22 protein-coding genes and 1 pseudogene are annotated in these 26,903 nt (G+C 74.8%); 6 read left to right on the forward strand and 17 right to left on the reverse strand.

The features are described from left to right. Positions 1-113: 113 nt before the first annotated feature. The 3 genes from ABT247_RS01370 to ABT247_RS01380 form a co-directional block, all read right to left on the reverse strand. On the reverse strand, positions 114-557 hold the full coding sequence (locus ABT247_RS01370; protein ID WP_350736101.1) for a GNAT family N-acetyltransferase: 444 nt from the start codon (positions 555-557) through the stop codon (positions 114-116). Between the two features lie 131 nt (positions 558-688). Continuing rightward, positions 689-1,735: a TIGR03617 family F420-dependent LLM class oxidoreductase gene (locus ABT247_RS01375; RefSeq protein ID WP_350736104.1), complete on the reverse strand. Its 1,047-nt coding sequence runs from the start codon at positions 1,733-1,735 to the stop codon at positions 689-691. 203 nt (positions 1,736-1,938) lie between these two features. Continuing rightward, positions 1,939-2,538, reverse strand: coding sequence for a TetR/AcrR family transcriptional regulator (locus ABT247_RS01380; RefSeq protein ID WP_350736106.1), 600 nt, complete (start codon positions 2,536-2,538; stop codon positions 1,939-1,941). On the opposite strand from ABT247_RS01380, the pseudogene ABT247_RS01385 reads away from it, so the two are divergent. The 3 genes and pseudogenes from ABT247_RS01385 to ABT247_RS01395 all read left to right on the forward strand — a co-directional run. After that, a pseudogene (locus tag ABT247_RS01385) lies at positions 2,461-2,859 on the forward strand (carboxylesterase family protein); the annotation flags it as partial. The gene ABT247_RS01380 and the pseudogene ABT247_RS01385 sit on opposite strands and share 78 nt — an antisense overlap. A gap of 71 nt (positions 2,860-2,930) precedes the next feature. Further along, a complete protein-coding gene (locus tag ABT247_RS01390) occupies positions 2,931-3,563 on the forward strand; it encodes a carboxylesterase family protein (protein ID WP_350736109.1) in 633 nt (210 codons plus the stop codon). A 51-nt stretch (positions 3,564-3,614) separates the two neighbouring features. Further along, the gene (locus tag ABT247_RS01395; RefSeq protein WP_350736112.1) at positions 3,615-4,004 is read left to right on the forward strand and encodes a carboxylesterase/lipase family protein; all 390 of its coding nucleotides are present in this window, start codon (positions 3,615-3,617) and stop codon (positions 4,002-4,004) included. Positions 4,005-4,034: 30 nt separating this feature from the next. Here ABT247_RS01395 and ABT247_RS01400 read toward each other — a convergent pair whose 3' ends face one another. From ABT247_RS01400 to ABT247_RS01445, 10 genes are all read right to left on the reverse strand, one after another. Next, positions 4,035-5,633 (reverse strand): adenosine deaminase family protein, encoded by a 1,599-nt coding sequence (locus tag ABT247_RS01400; RefSeq protein WP_350736114.1) that lies wholly within the window; start codon positions 5,631-5,633, stop codon positions 4,035-4,037. 110 nt (positions 5,634-5,743) lie between these two features. After that, positions 5,744-6,577: an ABC transporter permease gene (locus ABT247_RS01405; RefSeq protein ID WP_350736116.1), complete on the reverse strand. Its 834-nt coding sequence runs from the start codon at positions 6,575-6,577 to the stop codon at positions 5,744-5,746. After that, complete coding sequence (locus tag ABT247_RS01410) at positions 6,574-7,518, reverse strand: ABC transporter ATP-binding protein (RefSeq protein WP_350736119.1); 945 nt, start codon at positions 7,516-7,518, stop codon at positions 6,574-6,576. Before ABT247_RS01410 ends, ABT247_RS01405 begins: the two co-directional genes overlap by 4 nt. 224 nt (positions 7,519-7,742) lie before the next feature. Further along, on the reverse strand, positions 7,743-9,179 hold the full coding sequence (locus ABT247_RS01415) for an RtcB family protein (RefSeq protein ID WP_350736122.1): 1,437 nt from the start codon (positions 9,177-9,179) through the stop codon (positions 7,743-7,745). A gap of 35 nt (positions 9,180-9,214) precedes the next feature. Next, on the reverse strand, positions 9,215-9,688 hold the full coding sequence (locus ABT247_RS01420) for an archease (protein WP_350736124.1): 474 nt from the start codon (positions 9,686-9,688) through the stop codon (positions 9,215-9,217). A 333-nt stretch (positions 9,689-10,021) separates the two neighbouring features. Beyond that, positions 10,022-10,534 carry a hypothetical protein gene (locus ABT247_RS01425; RefSeq protein ID WP_350736127.1) on the reverse strand — a complete coding sequence of 171 codons (513 nt, stop codon included), beginning with the start codon at positions 10,532-10,534 and terminating at the stop codon, positions 10,022-10,024. A gap of 437 nt (positions 10,535-10,971) precedes the next feature. Next, complete coding sequence (locus ABT247_RS01430; protein WP_350736129.1) at positions 10,972-12,516, reverse strand: RICIN domain-containing protein; 1,545 nt, start codon at positions 12,514-12,516, stop codon at positions 10,972-10,974. Positions 12,517-13,094: 578 nt separating this feature from the next. Next, positions 13,095-13,778, reverse strand: coding sequence for an alpha/beta fold hydrolase (locus ABT247_RS01435; protein ID WP_350736132.1), 684 nt, complete (start codon positions 13,776-13,778; stop codon positions 13,095-13,097). Between the two features lie 173 nt (positions 13,779-13,951). Beyond that, positions 13,952-15,238, reverse strand: a complete 1,287-nt coding sequence (locus ABT247_RS01440; RefSeq protein WP_350736135.1) for a styrene monooxygenase/indole monooxygenase family protein — start codon at positions 15,236-15,238, stop codon at positions 13,952-13,954. Positions 15,239-15,299: 61 nt separating this feature from the next. Continuing rightward, on the reverse strand, positions 15,300-16,094 hold the full coding sequence (locus ABT247_RS01445) for a thioesterase II family protein (protein ID WP_350736137.1): 795 nt from the start codon (positions 16,092-16,094) through the stop codon (positions 15,300-15,302). 304 nt (positions 16,095-16,398) lie between these two features. Between ABT247_RS01445 and ABT247_RS01450 the strand changes: the two genes are divergently transcribed. Together ABT247_RS01450 and ABT247_RS01455 are read left to right on the forward strand one after the other, a co-directional pair. Beyond that, positions 16,399-17,166, forward strand: coding sequence for a carboxylesterase/lipase family protein (locus tag ABT247_RS01450; RefSeq protein WP_350736141.1), 768 nt, complete (start codon positions 16,399-16,401; stop codon positions 17,164-17,166). Further along, complete coding sequence (locus ABT247_RS01455; protein ID WP_350736143.1) at positions 17,111-17,896, forward strand: carboxylesterase family protein; 786 nt, start codon at positions 17,111-17,113, stop codon at positions 17,894-17,896. The genes ABT247_RS01450 and ABT247_RS01455 overlap by 56 nt, the downstream gene beginning before the upstream one ends. A 137-nt stretch (positions 17,897-18,033) precedes the next feature. On the opposite strand, the gene ABT247_RS01460 is transcribed toward ABT247_RS01455, so the two are convergent. Continuing rightward, complete coding sequence (locus ABT247_RS01460) at positions 18,034-18,732, reverse strand: AAA family ATPase (protein ID WP_350736146.1); 699 nt, start codon at positions 18,730-18,732, stop codon at positions 18,034-18,036. A 431-nt stretch (positions 18,733-19,163) separates the two neighbouring features. Here ABT247_RS01460 and ABT247_RS01465 point away from each other — a divergent pair, with 431 nt between their 5' ends. Continuing rightward, the gene (locus tag ABT247_RS01465; RefSeq protein ID WP_350736149.1) at positions 19,164-19,343 is read left to right on the forward strand and encodes a hypothetical protein; all 180 of its coding nucleotides are present in this window, start codon (positions 19,164-19,166) and stop codon (positions 19,341-19,343) included. A 6-nt stretch (positions 19,344-19,349) separates the two neighbouring features. Here the strand turns inward: ABT247_RS01465 and ABT247_RS01470 are convergent, their stop codons facing one another. From ABT247_RS01470 to ABT247_RS01480, 3 genes are all read right to left on the reverse strand, one after another. Continuing rightward, positions 19,350-20,339 (reverse strand): ABC transporter ATP-binding protein, encoded by a 990-nt coding sequence (locus tag ABT247_RS01470; RefSeq protein ID WP_350736152.1) that lies wholly within the window; start codon positions 20,337-20,339, stop codon positions 19,350-19,352. Between the two features lie 247 nt (positions 20,340-20,586). Further along, positions 20,587-23,403, reverse strand: coding sequence for a hypothetical protein (locus tag ABT247_RS01475; RefSeq protein ID WP_350736154.1), 2,817 nt, complete (start codon positions 23,401-23,403; stop codon positions 20,587-20,589). Next, positions 23,400-26,819, reverse strand: a complete 3,420-nt coding sequence (locus ABT247_RS01480; protein WP_350736157.1) for an ABC transporter permease — start codon at positions 26,817-26,819, stop codon at positions 23,400-23,402. The genes ABT247_RS01475 and ABT247_RS01480 overlap by 4 nt, the downstream gene beginning before the upstream one ends. Positions 26,820-26,903 lie beyond the last annotated feature (84 nt).

Consider the following 26,903-nt stretch of genomic DNA (forward strand, 5'->3'; position numbering starts at 1 on the left):
GGGGTCGCGGTTCGAGGCAGCCGCTTCACCGAACCCAGAAGGGTCCTGGTCCTCCACCGACGGAAGGCCTCATACCGACCGAGAGCCTGGCTTGAGCGCTGAGGAACGAGAACTCAGGTGAGTTCGCGACGGAAGACGACCATTGACCGGCCCGGACCGAGGTAGTCCTCGACGATCTCGTCGCTGAACCCGATGCTGCGGTGGAAGGCCACCGAGCCGGTGTTGGGCAGCGAGGTGATCGCCTTCAGACGGACCGCGCCCTGGGTCCGGGCCACGCGCTCGAACTCCTCGTACAGCCGCCGGGCCAGGCCGAGGCCCCGAGCGTCGTCGCGGGTGGCGATGAGGTGGACGTAGCCGGTGGCGTCCGGGGTTACGAAGCCGACCAGGTAGGCGAGGATCCCGGCCTCGCCGCGCGCGACGAAGCATGTCGAGCCGAACTCCCGCACCAGGACCGGGAGGTGGCCGGCTCGCAGGTCGCGCTCGCCCCAGTAGCGGTGGTGGTCCTCGACCACCTGGACCAGGTCGGTGATGTCGGCGGTCTCGATCGTCGGCTGCATGTCCGAGATCATAATCAGGTGGGGGGAAGGCAGCCGCGCCGGCTTCACCCTCGCCTCAGCCAGAGACTCCTCTCGGCGAACACCACGTCGCGATCAGAAACGAACCACCCAGAACGTCACCTGACGCCTTCTCAGCCCAGCGCCCGCACCGCCTCCAGCACGTCCAGCCCGAGTTCCGGGTCCGCGTCCTCCGGAAGGTTCACGGACAGGCGGGTGACCAGCCCCGCGTAGCGGCGGTGGATCTCCTGCGCGACCTCCTCCACCGAACCGGAGACCGCGAAGGTGTCGAACACCTCGTCGTCGATCAGCGCGGCCATCTCCGCCCAGCGCCCGCGCACCGAGTAGGTGTGCAGTTCCTCCTGCAGCCCCTCCCAACCGTGCTGGGCCAGCACCGGCCGGTAGGCCGGGGTGGAGGCGTAGAAGGCGAGCCGCTCCCGCACCCCGGCCCGGTTGGCGGCGAGTTCCTCCGCGGTGCGGCCGGTGGCGGTGAGCACGTTGCCGACGATCTCGAACGGCCGCCGGGTCCACTCGGCGCCGGCCGCCTCGGCCCGGCCGCGCTCCTCGGCGAGGCCGGGCAGCACCTGGTCGGCCAGGTAGGCGGCCGAGGTGAAGGGGTGGCTGAGGAAGCCGTCGGCCACCGCTCCCGCGGTGCGGGTCATCAGCGGGCCGACGCCCGCCAGCAGGATCCGGGGCACCCCGGCCGGGACCGGATCCGGCGAGAACACCGGCGTCATGACCGTGTGGGTGTAGAACTCGCCGCGGAAGCGCAGCCGTTCACCGGTCTGCCAGCTGTGCCAGATGGCCCGCACCGCCTGCACGTACTCGCGCATCCGGGCGGCAGGGCGGTCCCAGGGCATGCCGAAGCGCTTCTCGATGTGCGGCTTGACCTGCGAGCCGAGCCCGATGACGGCCCGCCCGCCGGAGGCGGCGTGCAGTCCCCAGGCCTGGTAGGCGAGCGTCATCGGGGTGCGGGCGAAGGCGACCGCGATGCCGGTGGCCAGTTCGATCGACTCGGTGCGGTCGGCGGCCCGGGCGAGTTGGAGGAACGGGTCGTACGCCGTCTCGGCGACCACCAGCCGGTCCATGCCCCGGCGTTCGGCCTGCTCGGCGGCGTCCAGGATGCCCGCCGGGTGCCCGGAGGCGGTGGCGTCGAGGCGGAGGGCGGCGGGTCGGTCCATGGGCGGGCTCCTGGTCACGGGCGGCGGTGCTACCGGGCTAGCCTGCCACGCGGTCAGCAGCCCCCCGAACCTGCCGGTCCCTCCGCACCGGCCGGTCCCCCCGCAACGATCCCTCCGCACCGGCCGGTCCCCCCGCACCGACCGATCTCCTCCGCGTCGGCCGGAACCGCTGCGCCCGCCCGTACCGTCACCCCGTCACCCCGTCACCCCGTCACCCCGCCGCCGAACAGCCGGTCCAGGTGCCGGTCCACGGCGGCCAGCGCAGCCGCCGGTTCGACCACGCCGAGCTCCAGGAGCGTGGCGAAGCCGGTGAGCGCGAGCAGCAGGTCGGTCTCCACCACCGGGTCGCACTCGGGCGCGATCAGCCCGTCGATGATCGCCTGCCGAACCACCTGCTCCACCAGGGCCCGCCCCTGGATCAGTCCGCTCCCGGCCCGCACGCGGACCTCCTCGTCGTGCAGCGCCTCCAGGACGTAGGCGGCGCTCATCCGGCTGGTCGCGCGTGAGTCGGCGTGCAACGGCAGCAGTTCGACCAGCATCGCTCGCAGCACCTGCCGGGGGTGCGGGGCCTCGCCGAGCGCCGACAGCGCCCGGCGCACGCGCAGTGCGCTCTGCTCCCCTGCCAGGTCCGCCGCGAAGGCGAGCAGTTCCGCCCGGGAGCCGAAGTAGTGCTGCAGTTGGCCGAGCGAAATGCCCGCCTCCTGCGCGACCTCGCGCCCATAACGCTGGGGGCCACCGAAGGATGTCCGAAGGAGGAGCCTCCCGATGCTCGGCCGACCCGTCGCCCCACCCCTCGCCCGCATCGCGGAGGGAACCGTCCGCGGCTTCCTGGACCGGGGGTTGCCGGTCTTCCGCGGCATCCCCTACGCCCAGCCGCCGGTCGGTGCGCTCTCCGGTTCGCCGCCCCGGCCCCACGGGAGCGCTGGCACGGCGTCCGCGAGGCCTTCGAGTTCGGCCCGAGCGTCCCGCAGTCCGGCCCGCTGGCCGCCCCGCCGACCCGGGGCACCGACTGGCTGACGCTCGACGTCTGCACGCCGGACCCGGGCGGGGCGGGCCTGCCGGTGCTGGTCTGGCTCCACGGCGGCGGCTACATCTCGGGCACCTCGGGAGACCCGCTCTACGACCCGGTTCGGCTCGCCCGGGCCGGGTTGGTCGCGGTGGGCGTCAACTACCGGGTGGGCGCCGAGGGTTCGCAGTGCTGGCGGGCGCTCCGGCCAACCGCGGCTTCCTGGACCAGGTGGCGGCGCTGGAGTGGGTGCAGCGCAACATCGCCGCGTTCGGCGGCGATCCGGGCCGGGTCACCGTCGCGGGCCAGTCCGCCGGCGCCGGTTCCGTCGCCGCGCTGCTGACCATGGAGCGGGCGCGCGGACTGTTCCGCCGGGCCGCCGCCCACAGCGTCCCGGGCAACCTCTGCACCCCCGCGCTGGCGGCCGAGGTCACCGCCGCGCTGGCCGGACGACTCGGCGCGGCCCCCACCGCCGCCGGGTTGGCCGAGGTCGACCCGTGGCGGCTGGCCGCGGCCGTCACCGACCTGGGCGCCGCGCTGCCGGAGCACCTCGCCCGTTGGGGCCGCCTGGCGCAGAGCGGCATCGCCACCGTTCCGGTGGTCGACGGCGAGGTGCTGGCGGAGGAGCCCTGGACCGCCCTGGCCGCCGGGCGGGCCACCGGGATCGAGCTGCTGGTCGGCCACGCCCGGGACGAGTTCCGGCTGTTCAGCGTCCTCGCCGGACGGCACGGTGGTTTCACCGAGGAGGAGGCCCGTACCGCGTTGGACCTGTTCGCCCCGCAGCCGGGCGGCCCGGACGCCTACCGCGCCGCCCACCCCTGAGCCGCCCCCGCGGTCCTCCTCGAGGCGGTCAGCTCGGACGCCCTGTTCCGGATGCCCTCCCTCCACCTCGCCGAGGGCAACGCCGCGGCCGGCGGCACCTCCCACCTCTTCGAACTGGCCGTCGCCGCACCGGCCCTGGGCGGGGTGTTCGGTGCCTGCCACGGTCTGGACGTCCCCCTGGCCTTCGGCACCCTCGACAGCCCCACCGCCCGGCAGTTCCTCGGTGACCCACCCGGGCCGGACGCCGTCGCCGCCTCCCGCGAGCTCCAGCGGGCCTGGGTCCGGTTCGTCTCCACCGGCGACCCGGGGTGGGCCGCCTACGAGCCGCGCCACCAGCTCACCCGGCTCGTGGACGCCCGATCGGAGACGGTCCGCTACCCCGAACAGGCCTCCCGGAGGATCTGGGCGCGGCACGCCCCCACCGCCTTCGACCTGGTGTGACGAAGGCGGCCGGAGCGGCCGCGCCCCCGGTCAGGAGCTGCGGCGCGGCACCGACGCCTCGAAGTCGGCGAAGCCGCGCTCCTGACGCCACTCCTGCTGCGCCTTCGGGCTGGCCGCCAGCAGCGCCGCGCAGCGCTTGCCGGGGCGGTCGTTGCCGAGCGCCTCGCCGGCGCACTCGGGCGCCGGGCGGAAGCGGTCGGCGTCCTTCCAGAGGCTGCGGCCGGGCAGGAAGCCGTACTCCAGAGAGTTGCGGGCGAGGTCCTTCAGGTCCCGGTACCCCAGGTCGTAGCGGGTGGTGGCCTTCTGGTACTCGCCGGTGATGTCGCCGCGCGAGACGCCCGGGTCGTCGGTGGCCAGCGCGGTGGGCACGCCGTGGCTGCGGTAGAGCGGGAAGGGGTGCTCCTGGCCGGAGACGCCGAGGATCTGCTCGTTGCTGGTGAGCGGCACCTCGATCAGGACGTGCCGTTCGGCCAGGGTGTCCAGCAGTTCCTCGGAGTCGTCCTCGTGGACGACGTCGACGCCGTGACCGATCCGCTCGGCGTGGCCGGTCAGCACGGCCTCCCGGATGTGCGAGCGCAGGTCCTCCGGCTTGACGAGCCCGGGCACCAGCTCGCCCGCGTGCAGGGAGATGTGGGCCTTGGGGTAGAGCGGGTGCAGGTAGTCCAGCATCCGCATCTGGAGGTCGTAGTTCTCCAGCGAGGCCGGGTAGTCCTCGGGCTGGACGAGGTTGACGGCCACGAACCGGTCGTCCCGGCTGGCGAGTTCCATGCCGAGCAGGAGCTGGGTGAAGACCCGGGCGGGCGTGGAGGCCCGGGAGGCCTGGGAGATGATCCGGACGGTCACCGAACAGCCGGGTGCGGGGCTCCCGGTGCCGCAGTTCTCGGTGGCGCGGTACTCGTCGAACATCTGGTCCGCGTCCGAGCGGGCCTGGGCGACGAGCTTGTCGATGCCGCCGTCGGCGAGCAGCTTGTCGCGCAGCCTGGCGAGGTCCGGGTCGTAGCCGACCTTGGCCGCGAGTGCGGCGGCGCCCGGCGAGGCCGGGGTGAGCATGGTCTCCAGGTAGCTCTGGTTCTGATCGGCCATGGTCTCGGTGACCTCGGCCAGCATCCGGCCCGGGTGGCGCCAGCTGGCCTCGCCGAACTTGCCGAAGGTGGCGAAGAAGTGGTCGTGGCCGGATTCGGCGCCGGGTGTGAAGTCCTGCATCGACCAGGCGCGGATGACCTGTCGGCGGAACGCCTGGTCGGTGACGGCGTCGGCGGCCGGGCGGGCGGTGGCGGTGCAGGGCGCCACCTGCGCGGTCAGGGTGACGGTGTCGATGCAGAGGCCGTCCTCGTCGGCCAGTTGGATCAGCAGCTCGGTGGAGACCGCACCGGAGAGGTGGTTGTGCAGGTCACCGCCCTTGGGCAGGTCGCGCAGGAAGGCCCGCAGCCGGCCCGGGTCGTTCCGGATGCCGTCCAGATAGGCGTCGACCCGGCGTTCGGCGGCGGCGCGGGCGGCCTGGGCGGCGGGCAGCGGCGCCGCCTGGGCGGCGGCGGGGAGCAGGGGGGCGATGAGCGCGGCGCAGACGGCGGCCGCGGCAACGGTGGTTCGGCGCAGTGTGATCACAGCGGTATGCTCGCGGCCGCGCATCCGGGCTACCGGGAATTCCGGTTTTTGTCCTGAACACACCACCCAGCCGGGTGAGCGGCCACCCGAACGCCACCGCACGCATGTCCGGACTCCCGGCCGTGCGTTCGGAGTCAGATCGCCAGATCGCGCCGCTCCAGCAGCCGGAAGGCCGCCAGCAGTCCGAGCAGCCCCACGCCGACCAGCACCCCCAGCGCCGCCCACGGCACCCCGCCGCGGGCGAGCACGTCGCCCGGCGCGTAGTAGTGGAACGGGCTGAGGTAGCGCAGCGGTTCGGCCGGGGACCAGGCCAGGGCGACGAAGTTGAGCGCGAAGCCGACCGCGCCGAAGGCGACGGCCGCGCCGATCACGTGCGCCCGCCGCCGACTGAGCGCGGACACCGCCAGGACCGGCCCGGTGAGGCAGAACGCGAGGGCGCAGCCCAGCAGTCCGGCGACGAACACCCCGCCCTCGGGGACGGCGTCGCGCAGGTGCGCGGAGAAGGCCACGCCGAGCGCGACGGTCAGCGTGGCGGCGGCGTTGAGCAGCACCGAGGCGGCGATCAGCGCACCGGCCCGCTCGGCCAGCAGTCGGCGCCGCGAGACCGGACGGGTCATCAGGAGTTCGATGGTGCCGGACTCCACGTCGGCCGCGACGGCGGCGGCACCGAGCGAGCCGATCACGGTCAGCTGGAGCGCGATCCAGAACGGGTGGGTCAGTCCGGCGCCGAGCAGACCGGGGTAACTGGCGATGGAGACGTCACCGTTGGAGCCGCTGAAGGCCCTGAACGCGCCGGGCGGGGTGCGGCGGGCGCCGAACAGCTCGGTGGGCGGGACGGTTCCGGCGATCACCACGATCAGGGTCTCGAAGACGACCATGCCGAACAGCAGGGAGAGCAGCATCCGGCGCCGCCGGTGCAGGGCCAGCCAGACCAGCGGGAGGCGGCGGCTCACGGTCGCGGGCGTCATCGCTGCTCCTCGCGTTCGGCGTCCTGCGGGTCGGTGGAGCGGTAGAGGTCGAGGAAGGCCTCGTCCAGTCCCGCCTCCTCCACGGTCAGGTCGGCGACCGGGAGTTCGGCGAGCAGGCCCCGGACGGCCGGCACCACGTCGTCGGGCGGCACCAGCAGCTCCACCCGGCTGCCGTCCCACTGCGGCGACCACCGCTCGGCGGCCCCGAGCGGCCGGGCGCCCCGGTCGTCCGCGAACAGCAGCCGCACGCGCCGCGCCCGTGCCTGGCGCAGTTCGGCCACCGAACGGACGGTCACCAGCCGGCCCCGCCGGACGATGGCGACCCGACCGCAGGACCGCTGCACCTCCGGCAGGACGTGGCTGGAGAGCAGGACGGTGCGACCGGCCGCGGTCTCCTCGGCGAGCAGTTCGAAGAAGGTCTCCTGGACCAGCGGGTCCAGCCCCTCGCTGGGTTCGTCCAGCACCACCACGGCGGGCTGGTGCTGGAGCGCCTGGACCAGTCCGAGCTTCTGCTTCATGCCGCGCGAGTACTGGCCCACCGGTCGGCCCAGATCGGCCGGGGAGAGCTTCAGCCGTTCGCACAGTTCGCGCTGCCGGCGCACCGGGGCGCCCTGGAGGGCGGCGAGCAGATCGAGGGTCTGCTGCCCGGTGAGCTCGGGGTAGAGCCGCAGTTCGCCGGGCAGGTAGCCGAGCGCGGGGGCGAGGCTCCGGTGGTCGGCCACCGGGTCGAGGCCGAGCACCCGCACCCGGCCGCTGCTGGGACTGAGCAGGCCGACCAGGCAGCGCAGGGTGGTGGTCTTCCCGGCGCCGTTGGGGCCGAGCAGCCCGAACACCTCGCCGGCCGCGACCGTGACGGCCAGGTCCTCGATGCCGACCGTGGCACCGTACCGTTTGGTGAGGGCGGCCATTTCGATCACCGGTGCGGTCGCGTCTCCCGGCATGCCCACCTCCTGTGACGGCGCCGCACCCGGCGCGTCGGCGCGTGTCGGACCTTCGGACATCCAAGCGCGCCGGGGCCGGGGAGTCGAGGGACACGGCCGCAGCACCGGACTACCGGGGACGCGTCCGGGGCGGCGGGGGCCGGGGGCGCCGGAGGCGAGCGCCGCGGGCGGGGGGCTCCTCCACCTTCAGCCCTCGGAGCCGCACTCAGCCCTCGGAGTCGCACTCAGCCCTTGCACACGCCCAGCGGCACCAGGCGGGCGACCCGCCGGGCCAACCCCGCGGCCTCGGTGGCGGTGGCCACCGCGTCCACGTCCTTGTACGCCTCGGGCGTCTCCTCCGCCAGCGCCCGCAGCGAGGCGGGCCGCACCGCGATGCCGCTCGCCTCCAGCTCTCCCCGGAGCCGCTCGCCGCGCACCGCACGCAGCGCCTGGTGGCGGCTCCACACCCGGCCGGCGCCGTGGCAGGCGGAGTGGAACGCCTCGTTGCCGGGCAGCCCGACCATGACGTACGAGGCGGTGCCCATCGTCCCCGGGACCAGCACCGGCTGACCGGCTCCGGCGAGGTCCCCGGGCAGGTCGCGGTCGCCGGGCGGCAGGGCGCGGGTGGCGCCCTTGCGGTGGACGCAGAGCGTGCGCACCTCGCCGTCCACCTCGTGCTCCTCCAGCTTGGCGAGGTTGTGCGACACGTCGTAGACCAGCTCCAGCCCGACCCCGAACGCGGTGGCGAAGGCGCGGCGGGCGGCCTCGGAGAGCAGTTGCCGGTTGGCCCGCGCGTAGTTGGCGGCGGCGGCCATGGCGCCCAGGTAGGCCCGGCCGCGCGGCGCTTCGACCGGGGTGCAGGCGAGTTGGCGGTCCGGTAGGTCGATCCGGTGGCGGTGCAGTTCGCGGTCCATCGTGCGGACGTGGTCGGTGCAGATCTGGTGGCCGAGCCCGCGCGAACCGCAGTGGATCATCACGCAGACCTGTCCGGGCCGCAGCCCGAAGGCGGCGGCCGTCCGCGGGTCGTGCACCTCGTCGACGGCCTGCACCTCCAGGAAGTGGTTGGCCGAGCCGAGGCTGCCGACCTGCTGCAATCCGCGCTCGACGGCCCGGGTGCTCACCTCGCCGGGGGCCGCGCCCGCCAGCACGCCCCGGTCCTCGCAGCGCTCCAGGTCACGCGGGACGCCGTGGCCGTGCTCGACGGCGTAACGGGCTCCGCCGAGCAGCAGGTCGTCCAGTTCCTGAGGCCCGGCGAGCTGCCAGAGACCGCCGCGACCGAGTCCGCGCGGCACGGTGCGGTCCAGCAGGTCCATCAGGCGGCGGATCCGCTCGGCGTCGAGCTCCTCCCGGGCCACCCCGGCGGCCAGCAGCCGGACGCCGCAGGAGATGTCGAAGCCGACCCCGCCGGGCGAGACGACACCGCCCCGGTCGACGTCGGTGGCCGCGACCCCGCCGATCGGGAAGCCGTAGCCCCAGTGCACGTCCGGCATCGCGAACGAGGCACGGACGATCCCGGGCAGCGTCGCCACGTTGGCCACCTGCTCCAGCGCCTTGTCCCCGGCGGCCTGCGGCAGCAGCGCACCGCTCGCGAACACCACGCCCGGCACCCGCATCGGCGGGCGCGGCTCGATCCGCCAGCGGCAGCGGCCCGCCTCGACCAGTGCGACCTCCACCTCGCTCACCCCGCTCCGGCCTTCCGCCTTCCCCCTCCCGCGCGTCAGACGTCCACCGTGGCCGCGCAGGTCCAGCCGTCCGGCCCCGAGCTCAGCTCCAGCCCGTGCAGCGAGACGGCCTTCGGCACGGCGCCGACCACCTCGGCGGTGGCCGCGTCGGCCATCCGGAACCGGACCTCGACGCTCCGGGCCCCGTCCAGCCCCTCGATCGCACCGAACGCGATCGCGACCGGCAGCTCACCGTGCACGTCCATCCGGTAGATGACCTCTTCCAGGACGCCCGCGAGCAGATCCGGATCACTCACTGCGAGCACCGTGCAGGCCCGCTCGCCGACGATCCGCGCGCCCGACAGGTCGGCGAAGCTTCCGACCACGGCGTGCACCAGCTCACCGATGCAGCCCTCGGCCGTCGGCGCCCAGGCCTCCACCCGCAGGTCCGCCGTGTGCGGCACGCTCCGGTGCCCGCTGCCGGACCGGCCCGCAGGCCCGCCACCGTCCACCAGCAACGCCTCCCGCACCGGTTCCGTCCTTCCCCTCCAGCCTCGTCCCACGGGCCGGACGGGGGCAAGTACGGACAGAGCCCCTCCGCTGCCTCCCCCGAGCCGCGGGTCAGCCCCGGCTCTCGGGGGGCTCGGGCGTCACGAGGGGGAGCCGCTTCCTGGGTGACGACGGCGGTGGCGGGTCTTCTACCGGGCGGCACTGCCGGTGGTCCGCGCCGGGCCCGGCGGGGACGCCCGACGCGGCACCGCGGTGCTTCGGCGGACCTGAGCCCGGGCCCTGTCCCGGCGGCCCGGTGCCGGCGTCCGGCCCCGGGCTGAGGGGAGGTCAGCCTTCGAGCGTGAAGGGGGCGGCTACTCGGCGCCACGTGCGAGCCACCCACTGTCCGAGGTCCCCGCCAGCCGCACGGACACGATGCCGTGCAGGACGCGGCCCGCCCGCTGTTCCCGGTCGAACTGCCGGTTGAACACCTCCAGGCGTTCCTCCGGCCCCAGCTCGACGAGTCCCGGCGGCCAGGTCCTCGGCGGCACCAGGATCAGGACGGCCGCACCCCTGCCCTCGGCGGCTGCCAGCCAGCCCGGCGACGCCTCCACCCGGGTGTCCGGCTCCCAGATCTCGCGCCCGCCGACCAGCACCAGGCGCCGCACCCGGCCCTCACCGACCTCGACGGCCCCGCTCGTGACCGAAGGCTCGCCCGCCGCGAGCGTGAACCCGCTGTCGACCGCGGCCTCGACGAACTCCGCGTAGAGGTCGTCACCGACCTCCACGATCAGTTCCGCCAAGGGCGGCCCCTGCGCCGCCTCGCGCACGGCCAGCGCCCACACCATCGGAGCCTGAGCCCGGTCGTCGTTCGTCTCGTCAGCCACACCCGTCCAACGAGCCGCGGGCACCGACCGCTCCGCTCCACCCCACGTTCGGCCGTCCCGGGTCCTCCTCGGCCCCGACGGGAGACGGCGTGGATCATCGCATGACCATCCGGATGGATCTTCCGGAACGTCTCGGCGCCACCCGCCGTCGCGGGCGCGGCCGTGCCGGAGTCCGCGGGGGTCCCGAGCACGGCGGTGGCCGCGGACGACCTCGACGCCGCCGGGCGGCACGGCGGCGCAGCGGTGGTGGTCACCCACGGTACGGGCGGGTGTGCTGGCCTCCGCCACGGCGCCTCCGGCGCCTTCCTCGGCCTCTGCGAAGTCCTGCGCCCGAACCTCCCGGCCGGCGGCACCGACGGCCCCGACGGCCGCGTCCCCCGGCCGCACGGTGGGCAGGGGGACGCGGTGGTACCGCTGAGCCGGGCGGGCGGCTCAGGTCAGCACTCCAGGACGCCCGTGGCGATGCCCTTGAACGCCCCGGTGAGCATGCCGATGGCGACTCCTTCGGGGCCGGTCAGGGCGCCCGTGACGCCCCCGACGACGATGCTGGTGCCGATCTTCTTGGCCATGCACTTGTCGTGCTCGTCGCTGTTCCTGTCGTCCGCGGCGGCCACCACCGAGGCCGCCTCCGTCATCGTCCTGGCGGTCCCCGCCGCGGCGGGCTTGCCGCTGCCCAGGGAGTAGGTCGGGGGCGTGATGGTCCCGATGACGGTCTCCCCGGTGACGCCTTCGACGGTCTGGGTGACGGTGTTGCCGTCCACGGCGAGTGTGACCCGGTGGGTGGCGCCGTTGGTGTCCGTGACGGTGCCGGGCTGCACCGTGGCGATGGTGGTGCCGTTGGCGTCGTCGACCCGGACGCCGCCCTGGTAGGCGGTCAGCCTGCCGCCTGCGGGCACGTCCACGGCGGCCTTCGCGGTCCTGGCCAGGGCGGCGGGCTTGACGCCGGTGTTGCTGCCGCCGCCGGGCGCGTCGGTACTGGTCCGGGCGACGTACATGGTGGAGCCGGCCACCGAGTTGATCACCGGGACGGTCACGGTCGCGTCGGAGGTCCACGGCTGGTTGTCGGTGTCGAAGGTCCACGTGCCGGTGACCTTCTTGCCGACGGCGGCGAAGTCGACCCACCCGTAGTTCTTGGGCGGCACGTCGATCGCGATGCCGTTCACGGTGGCCTCGTCGGACTGGTAGGTCTGCGTCGCACTGAGCTGGCTGCTGATCATCGCCTGGACCGGGGTGGAGACACCCACCGAGGTCGACACCCCCGCGGAGTACGACTGCGACCAACCGGAGTGGTAGATCGTGGTGAAGACCTGCTTCATGGTGGCGCCGGTGTCGTTGTACCAGACCGAGGAGGCGGGCTGGCGGGGCAGGACCTCGGGCTGTCCCTCGGACTTCTCGGTCCACGAGCAGGTGGACGTCTTCTTCGCGCACAGGTCGGCGTAGTAGTCGAGGGCGAGGCTCCTCGCTTCGGCCGCCTTCGACGCGGGGACCGTCCATTCCTGGCCGGCGCTGCCGTTGCACACGTTCGGCTGGGCGAGGATGCCCCACAGGTGGAGGCCGCCGCGGTTGTCCATGCAGTACTCGACGCCGCTGGTGTCGTCGCGGCGCACGATGCCGAAGGTGTTGGGCTTGCCGTCCACGGGCCGGAAGTGCCACTGCTCGCCGTCCTTGCCGCAGGACTGCTGGATGGCGGGCTGGGAGGCGTACACGCACTTGCCGGAGGACGTACTGGCGAGGTTGAACGTACCCGGCGCGCCGAGCCTGATCAGCCGCCAGTTCGTGTAGTTGGTGCCGTCGGGGGTGACGGATATCTGGTTCCCGTCGTTGTCGCCCGTCGCGTTGAGGGTGCCGTCCGGGTTGGTGAAGGTGTAGGCGTCCGTCGTGGCGGCGCCCGCCGGTGCGGCGGCGAGGACGGGCGCGAAGAGGGTCAGGGCGACGGCCGGTGCGGTGAGCAGTTTCGCCGTCTTCGTCAGGGTCCTGTTCATGATTGCCTTCTCTGCTGGGCCGTTCGGTGTCGGACGGTCGTGTGGTGTCCCCGGGCGGGCACGGGGTGGCCGGGGTGCGGGCGGACGGGACCCCAGGGCGCTGGCGGACCTCACCCGGGTGGCCGGGGCGGCGAGGCCGTCGGCCGCCCGGAAGGTGCGCTCGGTGCGCGCCGGGGGAGGCAGCCGGGAGGAGTCGATCACCGGCGAGAGGGCCGGTGGCACCGTCCCGCGGAGGGACCTGCTCCGGAGCCGCCAGGTCCGGCGACCCGACCGGATCTCCGCCGGGTCGACCTGAAGGGGGCGGGTCGGGGCCGCAGTTCGGTCACGCCGGGCTCCACTCGATCGGGCCGCACGCAGCAGGGCCCGTAAGCCGCCGCGAACACGTCAAGGGCACGGTAGTGACGGCCGATGACAGACCGGTGAAACGGCGAAAGCGCCCCGCCGGCTCCGCAGGCCGAGGCCGGTGCCGAGGGGCGCTGACGCCGAAGGACGCTGATGACGAGGTGCGCTGATGACGAGGTGCGCTGATGACGAGGTGCGGCTGATGAGGAGGGCATCGCCGTGCCGACTCGGCTCCTCTACGAGTCGGCGGCCTCCGCCAGGACGCGGGCGAGTTCGCGGGGGCGGCTGACCATCGGCCAGTGGCCCGAGTCGAGGTCCACGAACGCGAGGCGGCCGGCGCGAGCGAGCTCGGGGCTCGCACCGGCGGCGATCCACTCCTCCGCCTGGGCAGGGGCGAACTCGGGGCAGACGAGCACGACGGGGACGTCGAAGCGGCGCTCGTCGGTCAGCCGCACGACTCCCCTGGCGACCGCCTCAGGGACGGGAACCGCCGTGGACGCGATGCGGTCGCGGGTCTGCTGGTCCAGATCGGCGGAGTCCGCGCCCTCGAAGGGACCCCAGCCCGGGAAGGGCACGGCCCCGTCCACGACCGGGAAGTGATCGGCATAGGGCCGCCCGTCGGCGGCGGGGAAGCCGCCGACCAGCGCGACCTTGGCCACCCTCTCCGGCCGCCGGTCGGCGGCCAGCCAGGCCAGCGTCGAGGCGGCGGAGTGCCCCACCACCAGCGGCTTTCCGGGAGCCGCGTCCACCGCCGCGAGCACGGCTTCCAGCTGGTCGTCAAGCGTCGCGGAGGCGATGCCGTCGCCCTGGCCCGGGAGGGTGAGCGGCACGGGGCGGTGGCCGAGCGCGGTGAGCTCCGGCACGACGTCGTCCCAGACGGATCCGTCGAGCCACAAACCGGCGATGAGCAGGATGTCCACGGTGGTTCTCCCGGAGAGGAGTCGGATCTGGTGGCCGGCACGCTACCGGGCGGCTCTGACACCGGGTCATGGCCTGGGTCCGCGTTCCGACCCGACCCGGCGGACCCACGCGGTCACCGCACCGGGCGAAGCGTCACCACACCGACCAACGGGTCACCGAACCGGCCGACGGGTCACCACGCCGGCCGACGGGTCACCGAACCGGCCGACGAGCCACCGCGCTGGCCGGCGACCGATGAGAGGTACGCGGCGGTGAGCTCGGGCGTGGCCAGCCAGGCGGCGTGGTCGCTCGGCTCGGCGTAGGTGTTGGCCAGCCGGCGGGCGACCTGCTCGTGGTCGGCGGCGGCCGCGAAGACCCCGTGCAGGTGCTCCGGCACGGTCAGCATCGAGGCCGTGAACTCCACGGCGTGCCGGGCGTGTTGCTGCCAGAACCGCTCGGCGGTGCGGCACATCCAGTCCGCCGTGTACGGGGCGTCGCCGTGCTCGACGATCGCCCGCCGGTACGCCTCCGCCGCGCGGGCCGCGCCGTTGGCGCCCTGGCCGGTGATCGGGTCGTTGACGACCACGGCGTCACCGAGGCCGAGCACGTGGACGGCGTCGACGCCCGTCCCGAGCTCCGCCACCGGGCGGCGCACGGTGGGGGTCACCGCGCCGTGGAGTCCGGCCCCGGCATCGGTCGGCTCGGCCTCCTGCCAGAGCTCCGCCTCCCAGGGCAGGTACTCGGCCAGCAGCTCGCGGACACGGGCCAGTTGGACGTCGGGCGCCGGGCCGTCGCCGAACGCGTCCAGCGGTCCGCCGGGCAGCGCCTCCCACAGCAGGATGTCGCAGGGGCCGGAGAGCGTCAGGGCCGGCTGCAGGTACAGCTCACCGAGGCCGGGCAGGGCGTGCATCCGCGCCCTGGGCCCGGCGGACGGGTCCGCCGAACCCACGCCGTGCGCGTAGAGGCAGGACAGCGCGCGCTGCGGCCGGTCGAAGGGCGACCGTGCGGCGTGCCGTTCGAAGATCCCGGCCAGGTCCCCGCGCCCGACCGCGACCACGGTCAGCTCGTGCCGTCGGGCCAGCTGGTGCAGGCCGGCGCGGTCCAGCGAGCCGTACTCGACCCGGCCGCCGCGCTCCTCGAGCAGTTCCAGCCAGCGGGCCAGCTTGATCCGCTGGTCCACCGACTGGCCCGGCTCGTCCAGCGTCATGGTGAACTCCAGCGCCCTGGTGGCCGGCGGCGCCGCGAGCACCGCGTCCACCGCGGAGACGGCGGGCGCCTCGCGCGCCCACAGGTCCAGCCCGGCGGCCGCTTCGATCCGCAGCGCCGGGCCGAACAGCACCTGGGTGGACAGCACCCGCCCGCGGCGCACCTGTTCCGGGGTGCGCTCGGCCACCAGCGTCACGGCGTACCCGTCGGCCACCAGCCCGAGCGCGAGCTGCAGGCCGGCCTGGCCCGCTCCGACGACGGCGATCCGGCGCATGGCGGCCTCCCACGTGGTCTGCTGGCGGGCCGGACCGACCGATGGCCCGCCAGCAGGCACCCTAGTCGAGCGGTCGGACAGTGGACAGGGGACGAACGGGCGTCTCACCGCCCAGGTGGTCCGCGACCAACCGCACCACGGCCTCGACCTGGTCCGCCACATAGAAGTGCCCGCCCGGGAAGACCCGCAGGTCGAAGCCGCCGGTGGTGTGCCGCTCCCACTGCGCGACCTGATCGACCGTCGCGTTGCCGTCGCTCTCCCCCACCAGCCCGATGATCGGCTGCGGCACGACGGCGTCCGGCGCGGCGCGGTACGTCTCGATCGCGGTGTAGTCGGCCCGCAGCGCCGGCAGGATCAGCTCGCGCAGCGCGGGAATGGTGAGGATCCGCTCGTCCGTCCCGCCGAGCCGCACGATCTCCCGGAGCATGCCGTCGTCCGACAGCCGGTGGATCTCGCTGTCCCGGGGCAGCGAGGGCGCGCGCCCCGCCGACACGAACAGCCGCTCCGGCCCGGCCAGGCCGTCCCGGGCGAAGCAGCGGGCCACCTCGAAGGCGACGGCCGCACCCATGCTGTGCCCGAAGAGGGTCAGCGGCCGGTCCGACCACTCCCTCAGCTCCCGGTAGGCCTGCTCGGCCAGCTCCGGCACCGAGTCGATCGTCGGCTCCGCGTAGCGGTTCTGCCGCCCCGGGTACTGGACGGTGAGCACGTCGGCGTGCGGCGCGAGCGCGTTGGCGTGGTCCAGGTAGTAGCTGGCGGAGCCGCCTGCGTGCGGGAAGATCACCACCCGGGCGGGCGCGGAGTCGGACGGGTTGAACCGACGGAACCAGGGGTTGTCGACGGCGGCGCTGCTGGGCATGCGGGGTGTGACCTCTCTCCGTGACGGAACCTGCCGCCCCCAGTCTCGCAGTGCGCTCGCCCGGCCGGCGCCGACGGCGGCGATCTCCGGCCTGTCGGTGCGCCGGTGCGCCGGTACGCCGGTACGCCGGTACGCCGGTGCGCCTGTGCGTCGGTGCGCCTGTGCGTCAGCTCGTCGGTGTGTCAGTACGCCGGTGCGTTGGTCAGTGCGCCGGTGCCGGAATTCGGTTGCGAGGGACGGGGACACCCGGAAGGGCCTGCATCGCACGCGAACACCGCACTACCTCCCGGGGCCACTCACCGCCATGGACACCATCGTCGTCAACACCCTCCACGGACCGGTTCGCGGCCGCTTCCGGGACGGCATCGCGTCGTTCCTCGGCGTCCGCTACGCCGCTCCCCCGTTCGGCCCGGACCGGATGCGTGCGCCCCGGCCGCCCGAGCCCTGGAGCGAGGTGCGTGACGCCCTGCGGCCCGGTCCGGCGGCGCCCCAACCGGGTTACGGTCCGGCCATGGCCGGTCTGCTCCTCCCCGCCGGGGAACAGGGCGAGGACTGTCTGAACCTCAACGTCTGGACGCCCTCCGCACACCGCTCGCAGGCCGGACTGCCCGTCATGGTGTGGATCCACGGCGGCGCGTTCCGCAACGGGTCCGGTTCGCTGCCGACGTACGACGGCTCCGCGTTCGCCCGCGACGGCGTCGTCTGCGTGACCCTCAACTACCGTCTGGGGCCCGAGGGTTTCCTCCTCCTGCCCGACGGCACGGCGAACCTCGGGCTGCTGGACCAGATCGCCGCCCTGGAGTGGGTGCGCGACAACATCGCCGAGTTCGGCGGGAATCCGGACAACGTGACGGTGTTCGGCCAGTCAGCCGGGGCGATCAGCATCACCGCCCTCATGGCCATGCCCCGCGCCGAAGGCCTCTTCCACCGGGCCATCACCCAGAGCGGCGCCGGGCACCACGCCCACTCCCCCGCGACCGCGCGCCTCCTCACCGAGCGCCTCGCCGAACTCGCCGGTGTGGAGTGCACCACCCCTGGCCGCCGTCTCACCGCAGGATCTGATCGCCGCTGACGCCCTGCTCGCGCAGGAGATCGCCCGTAGCACCGACCCGGGCCGCTGGGGCGAGTCCGCGGGCGGGGGCACCACCGTCCTGCCCGTCTTCGGGACGCAGAGCCTGCCCGAACGACCCGTCGACGCGGTCGCCGCGGGCGCGGGCCGTCATCTCGACCTGCTCACGGGCGTCACCAGCGAGGAGTTCCGACTCTTCCTGGTGCCGCTCGGCATGGCCGACCGCATCGACGACACCTTCCTGTACGGCTTCCTCGCCGCCCTCGGACTCGACCCCGCCGCCGCGCGGACGCGCTACGCCGCCTCCCGGCCGCAGGCCGGTGCCGCCGACCTGTTCTCCGCGGTGATGACCGACCACGGCTACCGGATACCCGCCCTCCGGATCGCCGAGGCGCGCGCCCTCCACGGCGCCGACACCTACGTCTACGAGTTCGCGCAGCCCTCCCCCGTGCTGGACGGCGTTCTCGGCGCCTGCCACATGGCCGAGCTCGGATACCTGTTCGCCGGCGGCTCCGACCCGCTCGCGGACCCGGCGCACCATCCGAAGCTGTCCGAGACCGTCCGAGCCGCCTGGACGTCCTTCGCCCGCGACGGGCGACCCCGCCACCGAGGGCTGCCGTCCTGGCCCGCCTACCTTCCTGACCGGGAGGTGCTGCGGCTGACGGCCGACGCACCGGCGGTGGTCCGGGATCCGCGGCGGGACGAACGCCTCCTCTGGGACGGACTCCGCTGAGCAGGCGGCCGGCCGACGGGCCCCGACGGGACGCGTTCCCGCGGGGCCCGGGTCCTGGCCGCAGTGTCCGCACCGTGGCTTGTCGCCCGCCCGGGCCGACCGCACGGGCCACGGGTGCGTGCGCCCCGCGGTGGAGGTCAGCCGAACCGAACCCCCACGGCGCGCGACCGGGAGACCCCGTCCAGCAACAGGACCGACACCGCCTCCGGCGTCGGGTGGGGCACCGGCGCAGCTGCACGCGTACGCACGGCCGGCAGCGCAGGTGTCAGCGCGGGCGCCACCGGAGGGGGCAGGGTCGGCCCGTCCGACCGCACGTGGCCCGTGAAGGCCCTCGACAACCGCTCCAGACCACGCCGATGGCGGGCGAACACCCGTACCGAGGCGTGCCGCCCGCGCGCCCGCTGGCCCTCGATCGCGGTCATGGCGCCGACGTCCAGCAGCACCAGGTGCAGCTCTCGCCCCCGGCGACCGGCCTCCGACGCGAGCCATCGCCGCATCCACGCACGGCTACCGCAGTCGTGCACCAGCAACGGCCCGCCCCGCCGGACCGACCTGCGCAGCAACCGGAAGTGCTCCCACCGCGCCCACGGCCGGTACACCCCGTACGGCAACCACGCGGGCATCACCGCCTCGCAGGCCTCGTGCACCGCCCGCGGGTCCACCACCGGGGCGCCGCACGCCTCACCGGGCCGGCCCCCGGACCAGCGCCGCAGCAAGGTGCTCTTCCCGGCCCCCGGCAGCCCCGACACCACCACCACGGCGTCAGCCGGGTACGCCACGACGAACTCCGCCCCGTCCGCGCCCCGTAGATCCACCACCCCGTCCGGAGCCAGCACCGCAGTCACCGTGCCACCCACCGCTCCCCCGTCCACCGCTCCCCCGTCCACCGCTCCCCCGTCTACCGCTTGGCCGCGCACCGATGTGCCCGCGCATCGATCGCCCGCCCAGCGCTTCCGCGCTGCGCCCGACGGGGAACCCTAACAACGCGCCGCCCCCGGCCGGTCCGCCGCCACCCGGGGCGGGCCCGGACGGGGCGCCGCACGGCAGGCGGCGGCGGGTCCCGTACCGGGCGCGGGGTCGGGTCGCGGCCGTCGCCGGGGCGCGCGAAGGGGCGTGACGCGCCCCCATGATGCTTCGAGCGCCCGCGCGGGCGACCTCTCGCGCGGCGGTCGCCGGGAAGAACCGACCGTGGGCACTCGACCGTGCGAGCCGAACTGCCGATACACCTCCGGCGGCGTTCCCTCGCACTGCCTCCAGGAGGCACATCTTGACCTGGCTACGCATCCTCACCGCACTGGGCATCCTGGCCGTGGCAGCCAGTGCCGTGCTCGTCTTCGCCCGCTGCACCGCCCCATCCCACGGCGACCGCGACGGGGCCGCGCCTCCCGACCTCCGGAGGGACGCCGAGAACAGCGGCCTCTTCCAGCGGATGGGCGGCGACGGCTGAGCGCCGTCAGTGACCGGCGACGTCGTCCGGCCGGACCTCGATGTGGTCGGCGGCGAGGTCGACCGCCACCCGGTGCTCCATGCCGAGCGCCTCCAGGAACTTGACGGGCAGCTGCACCCGCCCGGTGCGGTCCAGCATCACGTACTCGCGCTCGTTGACCGACTCCTCCCCGTGCTCGTCCGTCACCGTGCGGCGCAGCACCTCGCTGCTGGTCCGTCCGTCCCGGATGGCGACCGTGCGGCGCACCTCACCGGCCACCATCGGGTCGTGGGTGACGATGACGACGGTGGCACCGAGCTCCCGGTTGACGGTGCGGAAGGCGTCGAAGATCACCGCGCCGGTCTCCGAGTCGAGCTCGCCGGTCGGCTCGTCGGCGAGCAGCACGGGCGGGTTGTTGGCCATCGCCACCGCGATGGCAACCCGCTGCTGCTGGCCTCCGGAGAGCTCGCCGGGCCGCCGGTGGGCGAGGTCCCCGATCTCCAGGGCCTCCATCAACTCGGCCACGCGGGCGGCCTGCCGCCTCGATCCCCCGGCTCCGGAGCGACGACCGCGCAGCTGCATCGGCAGGGCGATGTTCTCGGCCGCGGTCAGGAACGGCAGCAGGTTCCGGGCGGTCTGCTGCCAGATGAAGCCGACCACCTCGCGCCGGTAGCGCAGCCGCTCCTTGGCGGACATCTCGAGCAGGTCGCAGCCCGCCACGGTGGCGGTGCCGGCGGTCGGCACGTCCAGCCCGGCGAGGATGGTGAGCAGGGTGGACTTCCCGCTGCCGGACGCGCCGACCAGGGCGACCAGGTCGCCCTGTCGGATGGTCAGTTCCAGGCCTTGGAGCGCCTGGACCTCGATGCCCTCGGCGCTGAAGATCCGGACCAGCCGATCGCAGACGATGGCCGCGCCCTCCGCGTGGGCCGTGGGCGAGGCGGCGGCGAGCGCCCGCTGCCGGAGCTCCTGCAGGCTGGGGGCCTCGACCGTCGGCCGCTCCTGGTGGCTGGTGTTCACCGTTGGTCTCCTGACTCGGCTGTCTGGATTGTCCGGGCCGTCCGGACGGTCCCGGCTGGTCGGCCTGTCTCAGCTGTCCTGACGGTCGTGCGGATCCGGCTGGTCCGGCTGGTCCGGCCGATCCCGATGGCCCGGCCGGCCCGGCTGATCGTGCCGGTGCGGCCCGTACAGCGGGTACTGCCGGTCCCGGCCGCCCATCGGCTCCCGGTGGCCCGCGCCGTCAAGGCCCCTGCGGCCCGCCGGGGCGTCATGACTGCTCCCCGGCCCGCAGCTCGACGGCGATCTGGCGCCGGCCGGCGATCAGCGTCTCCAGCACCACCGCGAGGCCGATCAGCAGGGCCAGGCCCGCCGTGGGCAGCAGCACCGGCAGCAGCGTGGGGGTGATGACGTCCCCGACCTTGGCGCCGACCAAGGTCGAGATGTCGAAGGCGCTGCCCAGCAGTCCGACCGCCGCCACCGCGGCCAGCCCACCACCGACGGCCGCCGCCAGGGTCTGCGGCAGGGCCTCGGCGAGGATCAGTGCCAGCCCCTGCCGGGGCCGCAGACCCATCGTGCGCAGCCGGGCGAGCACGGCGGTGCGCTCGGGCGCCGCTCGGAACAGCGTCAGCAGCACGGCGAGCAGGGCGAACCCGGCTCCGGCGGTGGCCGCGTACCGGAACAGCCGCCCGGCGGCGTGCTGCAGCGGGTCGTCGGCCAGTTGGACGGCGAGTTCCCGGCTGCTGTGCACCGTGTAGCCGACGGGCAGGCCGTGCGTGCCCTTGCCGGCGGCCGCGGCGTCGTCCGCGATCAGCTTGGCCAGTCCGCTCGGTTGGGCGAGGCCGCTGTCGCGCAGCGCCGCCCTGACCCGCTCGGGGTCCGGGTCGCCGACGGCGAACCACTTGTTCGTCCGCTGGGACTCCGGCAGCCGCTCCCAGGCCGGGCCGGCGGCCACCACGACGAAGGGTCTGCCCGGGTCGGGGACGGCCGGGCTGGCGGTGACGATCCCGGCCACGGTGGTGCGCAGCCCGTTCCCGTTGGGCGTGCGGACCTCGGGTGCGCCGGCGCTCAGGCGCTTGGCCAGGTCCCGGCTGAACAGCGCGGGGATCCTGGTGTCCGGGCCGCCGGGGGCGGCGGCGAGCTTCGCCGGGTCGAACTCGCCGACGCCGAGCGTGCGGGAGATCTCGGCGTAGGCGGTCGGCTCGACGACCACGAGGATGGCATCGGTGTAGTCCCCGTCGGCGCCGACGAAGCGGGCGTTGGTCTCGACCCAGGCCCCGGTCGCGGCCCGGACGCCCGGCAGCCCGGCGGCGGCCTTGGTGAACGCCTCGGACAGGCTGGCGTACTGAGGGAGGGAGACGGCGACGTCCCCACCCGTGGCGATGCGTGCGGCGCGGGTCCGGACGTGGTCGACGGTGTCGAGCACGGTGGCGCCGAAACCCGTCGTGGTGACGGCTATCAGCAGGGCGAGCAGCGGCAGGGCGGAGGGCCGGCGGCGGCCCGAGGCGTCGCGGGCCGCCCGGGCCAGGCCGAGGAAGCCGATCAGGCCGCGTCCGCGCCTCGCGACGGCGGCCAGCCAACCGACCACCACCGGCTCGATCCGGGCCAGCAGCAGCCCGCCGGTGACGGCGAGCAGCAGGGGGGCGGCGATCAGCAGCGGATCGGATCCGGCGTCCGTCACTCCGACGCCTCGGCGGCGGACCTCGGCGACGGCCGCCGCGGTGACGGCCAGGACGACGAGCTCACCGACGATCCGGCGCCAGCCCCCGGCCCCCCGGCGGCGTGGCCGCAGCAGCGCGGCGCGGGCGGGGAAGGCCAGCAGGGCCAGCAGGGTCGCGGCGAGCGCCGCCAGGACCGCGTGGCCCCACCGGGGGGTGGGCAGCAGCACCAGCGCGAGGGCCGTGCCGACGACGGCCGCGGGCAGGACGGTGGCGGCGCCTTCGCCGAGCAACCGCACCAGCACCCCGGTGCGGGAGCCGCCGCGGGCCCGCAGCAGGCGGATCTCGGCGGTGCGCCGGTCGGTGGTGAGGGCGGCGGCCAGGCACAGCACCACGGTGCCCACTCCCGCGACACCGGCCGGTCCGATCGCGCTCAGCGGCAGTGATGCCCGGTAGCGGTCGTCAGCGCGGCTGAGGATGTCGGGCAGGTTCGAGCTGGTGTGCAGGTCGGAGCGGCCGGTCGCGGAGGCCAGGGCCGTGGCGCCGGGGCCGGCGAGGAACGAGCTGACGGCGCTGCGGGTCCGGTCGAGGCGGTCCGCGCGCAGGGAGGCGGGGTCGACGGGAAGCCGCCAGAAGTCCTCGCCGCCGGCGCCCCAGCGGGCCAGCGCCGGCAGGCTTCCGCCGTCGACGAAACCGCTGGTGGCCCAGTGCTCGTGCTGCGGATCGGGCTGGAGGCAGGCGCGGGCCGGGCAACCGAGGTCGTCCCAGAACGGGTCCTGGGGCTCGTTGACCCGGTAGAACCCGACCACCACGGTGCTCCGCCGGGTGCCCTCTCCCAGGGTGCCGTTGTCGACGACGTCGCCGAGTTCGACGTGGAGGGTCTCGGCGGCCTTCTTGCTCAGGACGATCGGCAGCGGGCCGTCGGGAGGGGCCGGGGTCGGCCAGGTGCCGTCGGTCAGGGTGGCCCGGGCGGTCAGGTCGCTCAGGTAGTAGAGGGTGAGGAGGGAGGGATCGCCGGAGATCCGGGCGTACCCCGGATTGAACATGCCGCGCGGGTTCAGGGCCCGGGCGCCGGTGGCCAGGCCCGACGGAGCGAGCGTCAGCTCCCGGCCGACCTCCGCGGTGAGCTTCTGCCGCACGGCGTCGAGGTCGGCGGCTGTCTCGGCGCCACCGGTCCGGGCGGTGGAGTGCAGGCTGGTCGGGTTGAGGCCCTTGTGGCGCACGAAGTCCTGGAGGGCCGCGTCCGCGCCGCGGTCCTGGAGCCGGGGGAAGGCCGCGGCCAGGAACACGGTGACGAGAGCGAGGGCCGCGGTGAGCAGGGCGGCCAACGGCATCGCACGCAGTCTGGTCCGGACCCAGGGCGCCGGGCGGTGGCCGGGTGCCGGGGCGGGCGAGGGCGTGGGCGCGGTGGTCCCGGCCTTGGTGGTCACATCTCCTCCACGTGGCGCAGCCGGGAGGCCACGTCTCGACGACGGCGTCCGATGAGGAAGGCCGCCAGCAGCGGGACGACGGCGATCGCGGCCGTGAACAGCACGGCCTGGCCGACCGGCAGCTCGATCCGGGCTTCGGGCACCGGTCGTCCGGCAGCGGGGGTCAGGACGACGAACGGCACGATCAGATGGACGAGCAGGGTGCCGAGCCCGATGCCCACGGCTGCGCCGAGCCCTACCAGCAGCGCCTGTTCGGCGACCACGGTGCGGGTGACCTGTTTGCGGGGCGCGCCGAGGGCGAGCAGCAGGGCGGAGTCCCGGGCGCGCTCGTGGGCGGAGCCGGCCACGGAGGCGGCGAAGCCGATCGCGGCGAGCACCGCGGTGACGATCGCGATGGCCATCAGCGCGGTCTGCGGGGCGGCGCCCACCGGGTCGCTGAGCAGGCCTTCGGAGACCTCGTCGGAGAGCTGGACGTCCTGGGAGCCGGGGGCCGACCGCAGCACGGCCGCGGCCCGGGCCGGAGTCGGGTCCCCCGGTCCGGTGGCGGGTAGCCACCACTCGGCGCGGCTGGGCAGGGAGCGGCCCTGGGCGGCCAGCAGGCGCGCGGTCGTGTCGAGGTCGATGACGAGCGCGTTCCGTCCTGCCACCGGCAGGGCCTCGACCACCCCGGTGATCGTGACCGGGAGGACGGTGCCGTCGAAGGGCACCTGCACGGTGTCGCCGACCGACGCGCCGACGAGTTCGAGGTAGCCGCGGGCGGCGACGCCGGAGACGGCGGTCGGCGCGGTCGCCCCGGCGGGGCCGAGGACGGCCCGGTAGCTGCTTCCGATGCCGCCCGCCATGCGGTAGTCGACGGTGAACAGCCGCTCGGCGTCGACCGGTTCGGGGCTGACGGTGGCGATCGGCCCGGTCGTGGCGCCGAGTGCCGGGGCGTCGACCATGGTTCCCTTCCAGGACAGGCCGGTCGGCGGCGGGACGGCGGTCGCGGGACCGTCGGCGGTGTCCGACACGGCCAGTCGGCGGACGGTCACCTCCCCGCCGGCCCGGGCACCGAAGGAGACGGTGGCCCCCACCAGGGTCAGTGGCGCGGCGGCGGAGCCGGTCGGGGCGTCGACCAGCGCCCTCAGGGGAGCCGAGGCGCGCAGCTCGCCGTTGAGCGGAAGGTCGGCGAAGAGGGCCTTGTGGACGTAGCCGAAGCGGTCCCGCAGCAGCAGCGTCACTTCCGGCGCGGACGGGATCGACGGCGATCCGAAGGCCGGACGGCCGAACTCCTGGCGGACGGACAGGTCGGCGTCGATCCGCATCGGGCGGCCGGGCAGCGGGAGCCCGGCCTGCGCGCCGGTCGGTGCCGACTGGGCGAGCGGGCGGAACAGTTCGCCGGCGGTGTGCCCGCCGAGCAGGTCGCTGCGGATCGGGAGGCGGTCGGCGAGGGCGGCGGTGTCCACGGCCAGTAGCTGGCCCGTACCGGTGGGCAGCGACTGCTGCTCGCGGACGACCGGGATCAGCCGATCGCCGCCCGGCAGGGCCGCGAACCGGCCGCCCTGCCCCATCACGGAACCGTGCACGGCGCTGATCCGCAGACCGCCGCCGGTGCTGAAGGCGGCCTGGTCCCGTTGGGAGGCGGTCCAGGTGGCGTGTTGGCCGATGGCGAGCACCCCGGTGGCCACGGCCAGGACGAGCAGCAGCACCGGGCCGGCGGCCCGGGCGGGTTGACGGGCCAGCTGCCAGCCGACCAGCGCCGGGCCGAGGCCGCGCCCCCGGGCCGCCACCCGGGCGCCCAGCTTGGCGGCGAGCGGCAGCAGGCGCAGCACCACCAGGGTGCCCGCGCACAGGGCCAGGGTGGGGGTGGCGACCAGCAGCAGGTCGACGCCCAGTCGGCCGGAGGAGTCGGCGGACAGCCCGCCGCCGTACTGGTCGAGCTGCTGGTAGGCGAGCGCGGCCAGGCCGAGCACGGCGAGGTCGCCGCCGTTGCGGGCGATGCCGGAGACGAGGGCCTGGCGCCGGCCGCCCCCGAAGTGCAGGGCGGCACCGGCTCCGCGCAGCAGGCTCGGCGCGGTGGCGAGCAGGATGCAGGCGAGGGAGCAGAGCACGGCCACCGGCCAGAGCCCCCAGCCGATGCCGGTGTCCATGGCCACCTGGTGGGACCGGCCGAGGCCGGCCAGGACGCGGACCAGGAAGGGGGTGAGCAGGGGCGCGAACGCCGCGGCGGGGAGGGCGAGCAGCACCAGTTCCAGGGCGGTCAGGCCACCGAGCCGGAGGCCGGAGGCGCCACGGGCGGCGAGTAGTTCGTTCTCGCGTTCCTGGCGGCCCGAGATCAGCCGGGCGACCAGCATCAGGGCCGCTGCGGCGAGTACGGCCAGTTGGAGGGCGCCGATCAGCAGGGTGGACCGGGCGACCACCAGGCCGGCCGACAACTCGCGCACGACCTCGGGGAGTTCGGTCGTCGCCGTGAGCGACGAGCTCTTCCGCAGGTCCTCACCCAGTCCCCCGGCGCGGTTGCCGATGGCTTCCACGGCGGCCTGGTCGACGCCCGCGAAGTCGGCGTCGAGCAGCCACCCTCGGCTGCTCTGCGGCAGGCCGCCCACGGTGAAGGCGCTCTGGTCGACCATCATCGGGCCGAGCGTGGTGAAGCCGCCGGTCGCGACCTCCCGGCCGCCGACCGGGTCGATCCGCCAGTACGGGTCGGCGGGGTCGGTGGCGCGGTAGGCCCCGGTGATCCGGACGGTGAGCGGCTTGCCGTCGATCCGGTCGGTGAGTTGGACGTCGACGGGCAACGCCTGCTCGTTCAGGCCCAGTCGGGTCAGCACGGCCCGGGGAACGGCGACCTCCGGGGCGGTGGACCGGACCGGTCCGGCGGCGACGCCCGGCCAGGCACCGGCGATCAGCCGGACCCGGCTGCGGTCGAGGCCGGCGAGGACCGTCAGGTCGACCTTGGCCCCGGGGGCCTGACCGCCCGGCCCGGCGGCGCCGGGGGTATTGGCAGAGCCAGCGACAGGGGAAGCGGCAGAGTTACCGGCGGGGGCAGTGGCGGAGGTAACGGCGGGGGCGCCGGCCGCGGTGGCCGAAGCGGCCTCGCCGGCCGGAGCGGCTGAGGCTCCGGGGGCCGGGAGACCGTAGGAGCGGCTGCGCAGGAGGCTGTCGGTGTGCACGGGCAGAGCGCCGAAGAGCTGCTGCTGGTAGGCGGCGACTGCTTCCTCGTCCTTGGTCCGCTGGTCCAGCCCGTGCTCGGCGGTCACCACCACTGCGGTCCGGACGTGGCCGGGGCCCTGGAGCGCCTGCCGCAGACCGGCCTGACCGACCCCGCTGTTGAAGGTCACCAAGGCGGTCAGGACCGCCGTGGTGATCAGCACCGTCAGCAGGACGGCAGCCGCCAGCGGCAGTCGCCCGCGCAGTCTGCGCACGACGAAGCCGAGCATCGAATTCCTCCCCCGGTGGCGTCCCAGCCGTGTCCCGGCCCGACCCATCGACCCGGTCCAGGCACGAAACGGCCACAGACGGAC

The organism is Kitasatospora sp. NPDC001539 (assembly GCF_040298565.1).
Lineage (GTDB): Bacteria > Actinomycetota > Actinomycetes > Streptomycetales > Streptomycetaceae > Kitasatospora.

Excerpts from the sequence above, each read along its gene's own strand:
- ABT247_RS01370 (WP_350736101.1), bottom strand. The coding sequence starts at position 557 with ATGCAGCCGACGATCGAGACCGCCGACATCACCGACCTGGTCCAGGTG.
- ABT247_RS01375 (WP_350736104.1), bottom strand. The coding sequence starts at position 1,735 with ATGGACCGACCCGCCGCCCTCCGCCTCGACGCCACCGCCTCCGGGCAC.
- ABT247_RS01380 (WP_350736106.1), bottom strand. The coding sequence starts at position 2,538 with ATGCGGGCGAGGGGTGGGGCGACGGGTCGGCCGAGCATCGGGAGGCTC.
- ABT247_RS01395 (WP_350736112.1), top strand. The coding sequence starts at position 3,615 with ATGCCCTCCCTCCACCTCGCCGAGGGCAACGCCGCGGCCGGCGGCACC.
- ABT247_RS01400 (WP_350736114.1), bottom strand. The coding sequence starts at position 5,633 with ATGCGCGGCCGCGAGCATACCGCTGTGATCACACTGCGCCGAACCACC.
- ABT247_RS01405 (WP_350736116.1), bottom strand. The coding sequence starts at position 6,577 with ATGACGCCCGCGACCGTGAGCCGCCGCCTCCCGCTGGTCTGGCTGGCC.
- ABT247_RS01410 (WP_350736119.1), bottom strand. The coding sequence starts at position 7,518 with ATGCCGGGAGACGCGACCGCACCGGTGATCGAAATGGCCGCCCTCACC.
- ABT247_RS01430 (WP_350736129.1), bottom strand. The coding sequence starts at position 12,516 with ATGAACAGGACCCTGACGAAGACGGCGAAACTGCTCACCGCACCGGCC.
- ABT247_RS01440 (WP_350736135.1), bottom strand. The coding sequence starts at position 15,238 with ATGCGCCGGATCGCCGTCGTCGGAGCGGGCCAGGCCGGCCTGCAGCTC.
- ABT247_RS01445 (WP_350736137.1), bottom strand. The coding sequence starts at position 16,094 with ATGCCCAGCAGCGCCGCCGTCGACAACCCCTGGTTCCGTCGGTTCAAC.
- ABT247_RS01450 (WP_350736141.1), top strand. The coding sequence starts at position 16,399 with ATGGACACCATCGTCGTCAACACCCTCCACGGACCGGTTCGCGGCCGC.
- ABT247_RS01480 (WP_350736157.1), bottom strand. The coding sequence starts at position 26,819 with ATGCTCGGCTTCGTCGTGCGCAGACTGCGCGGGCGACTGCCGCTGGCG.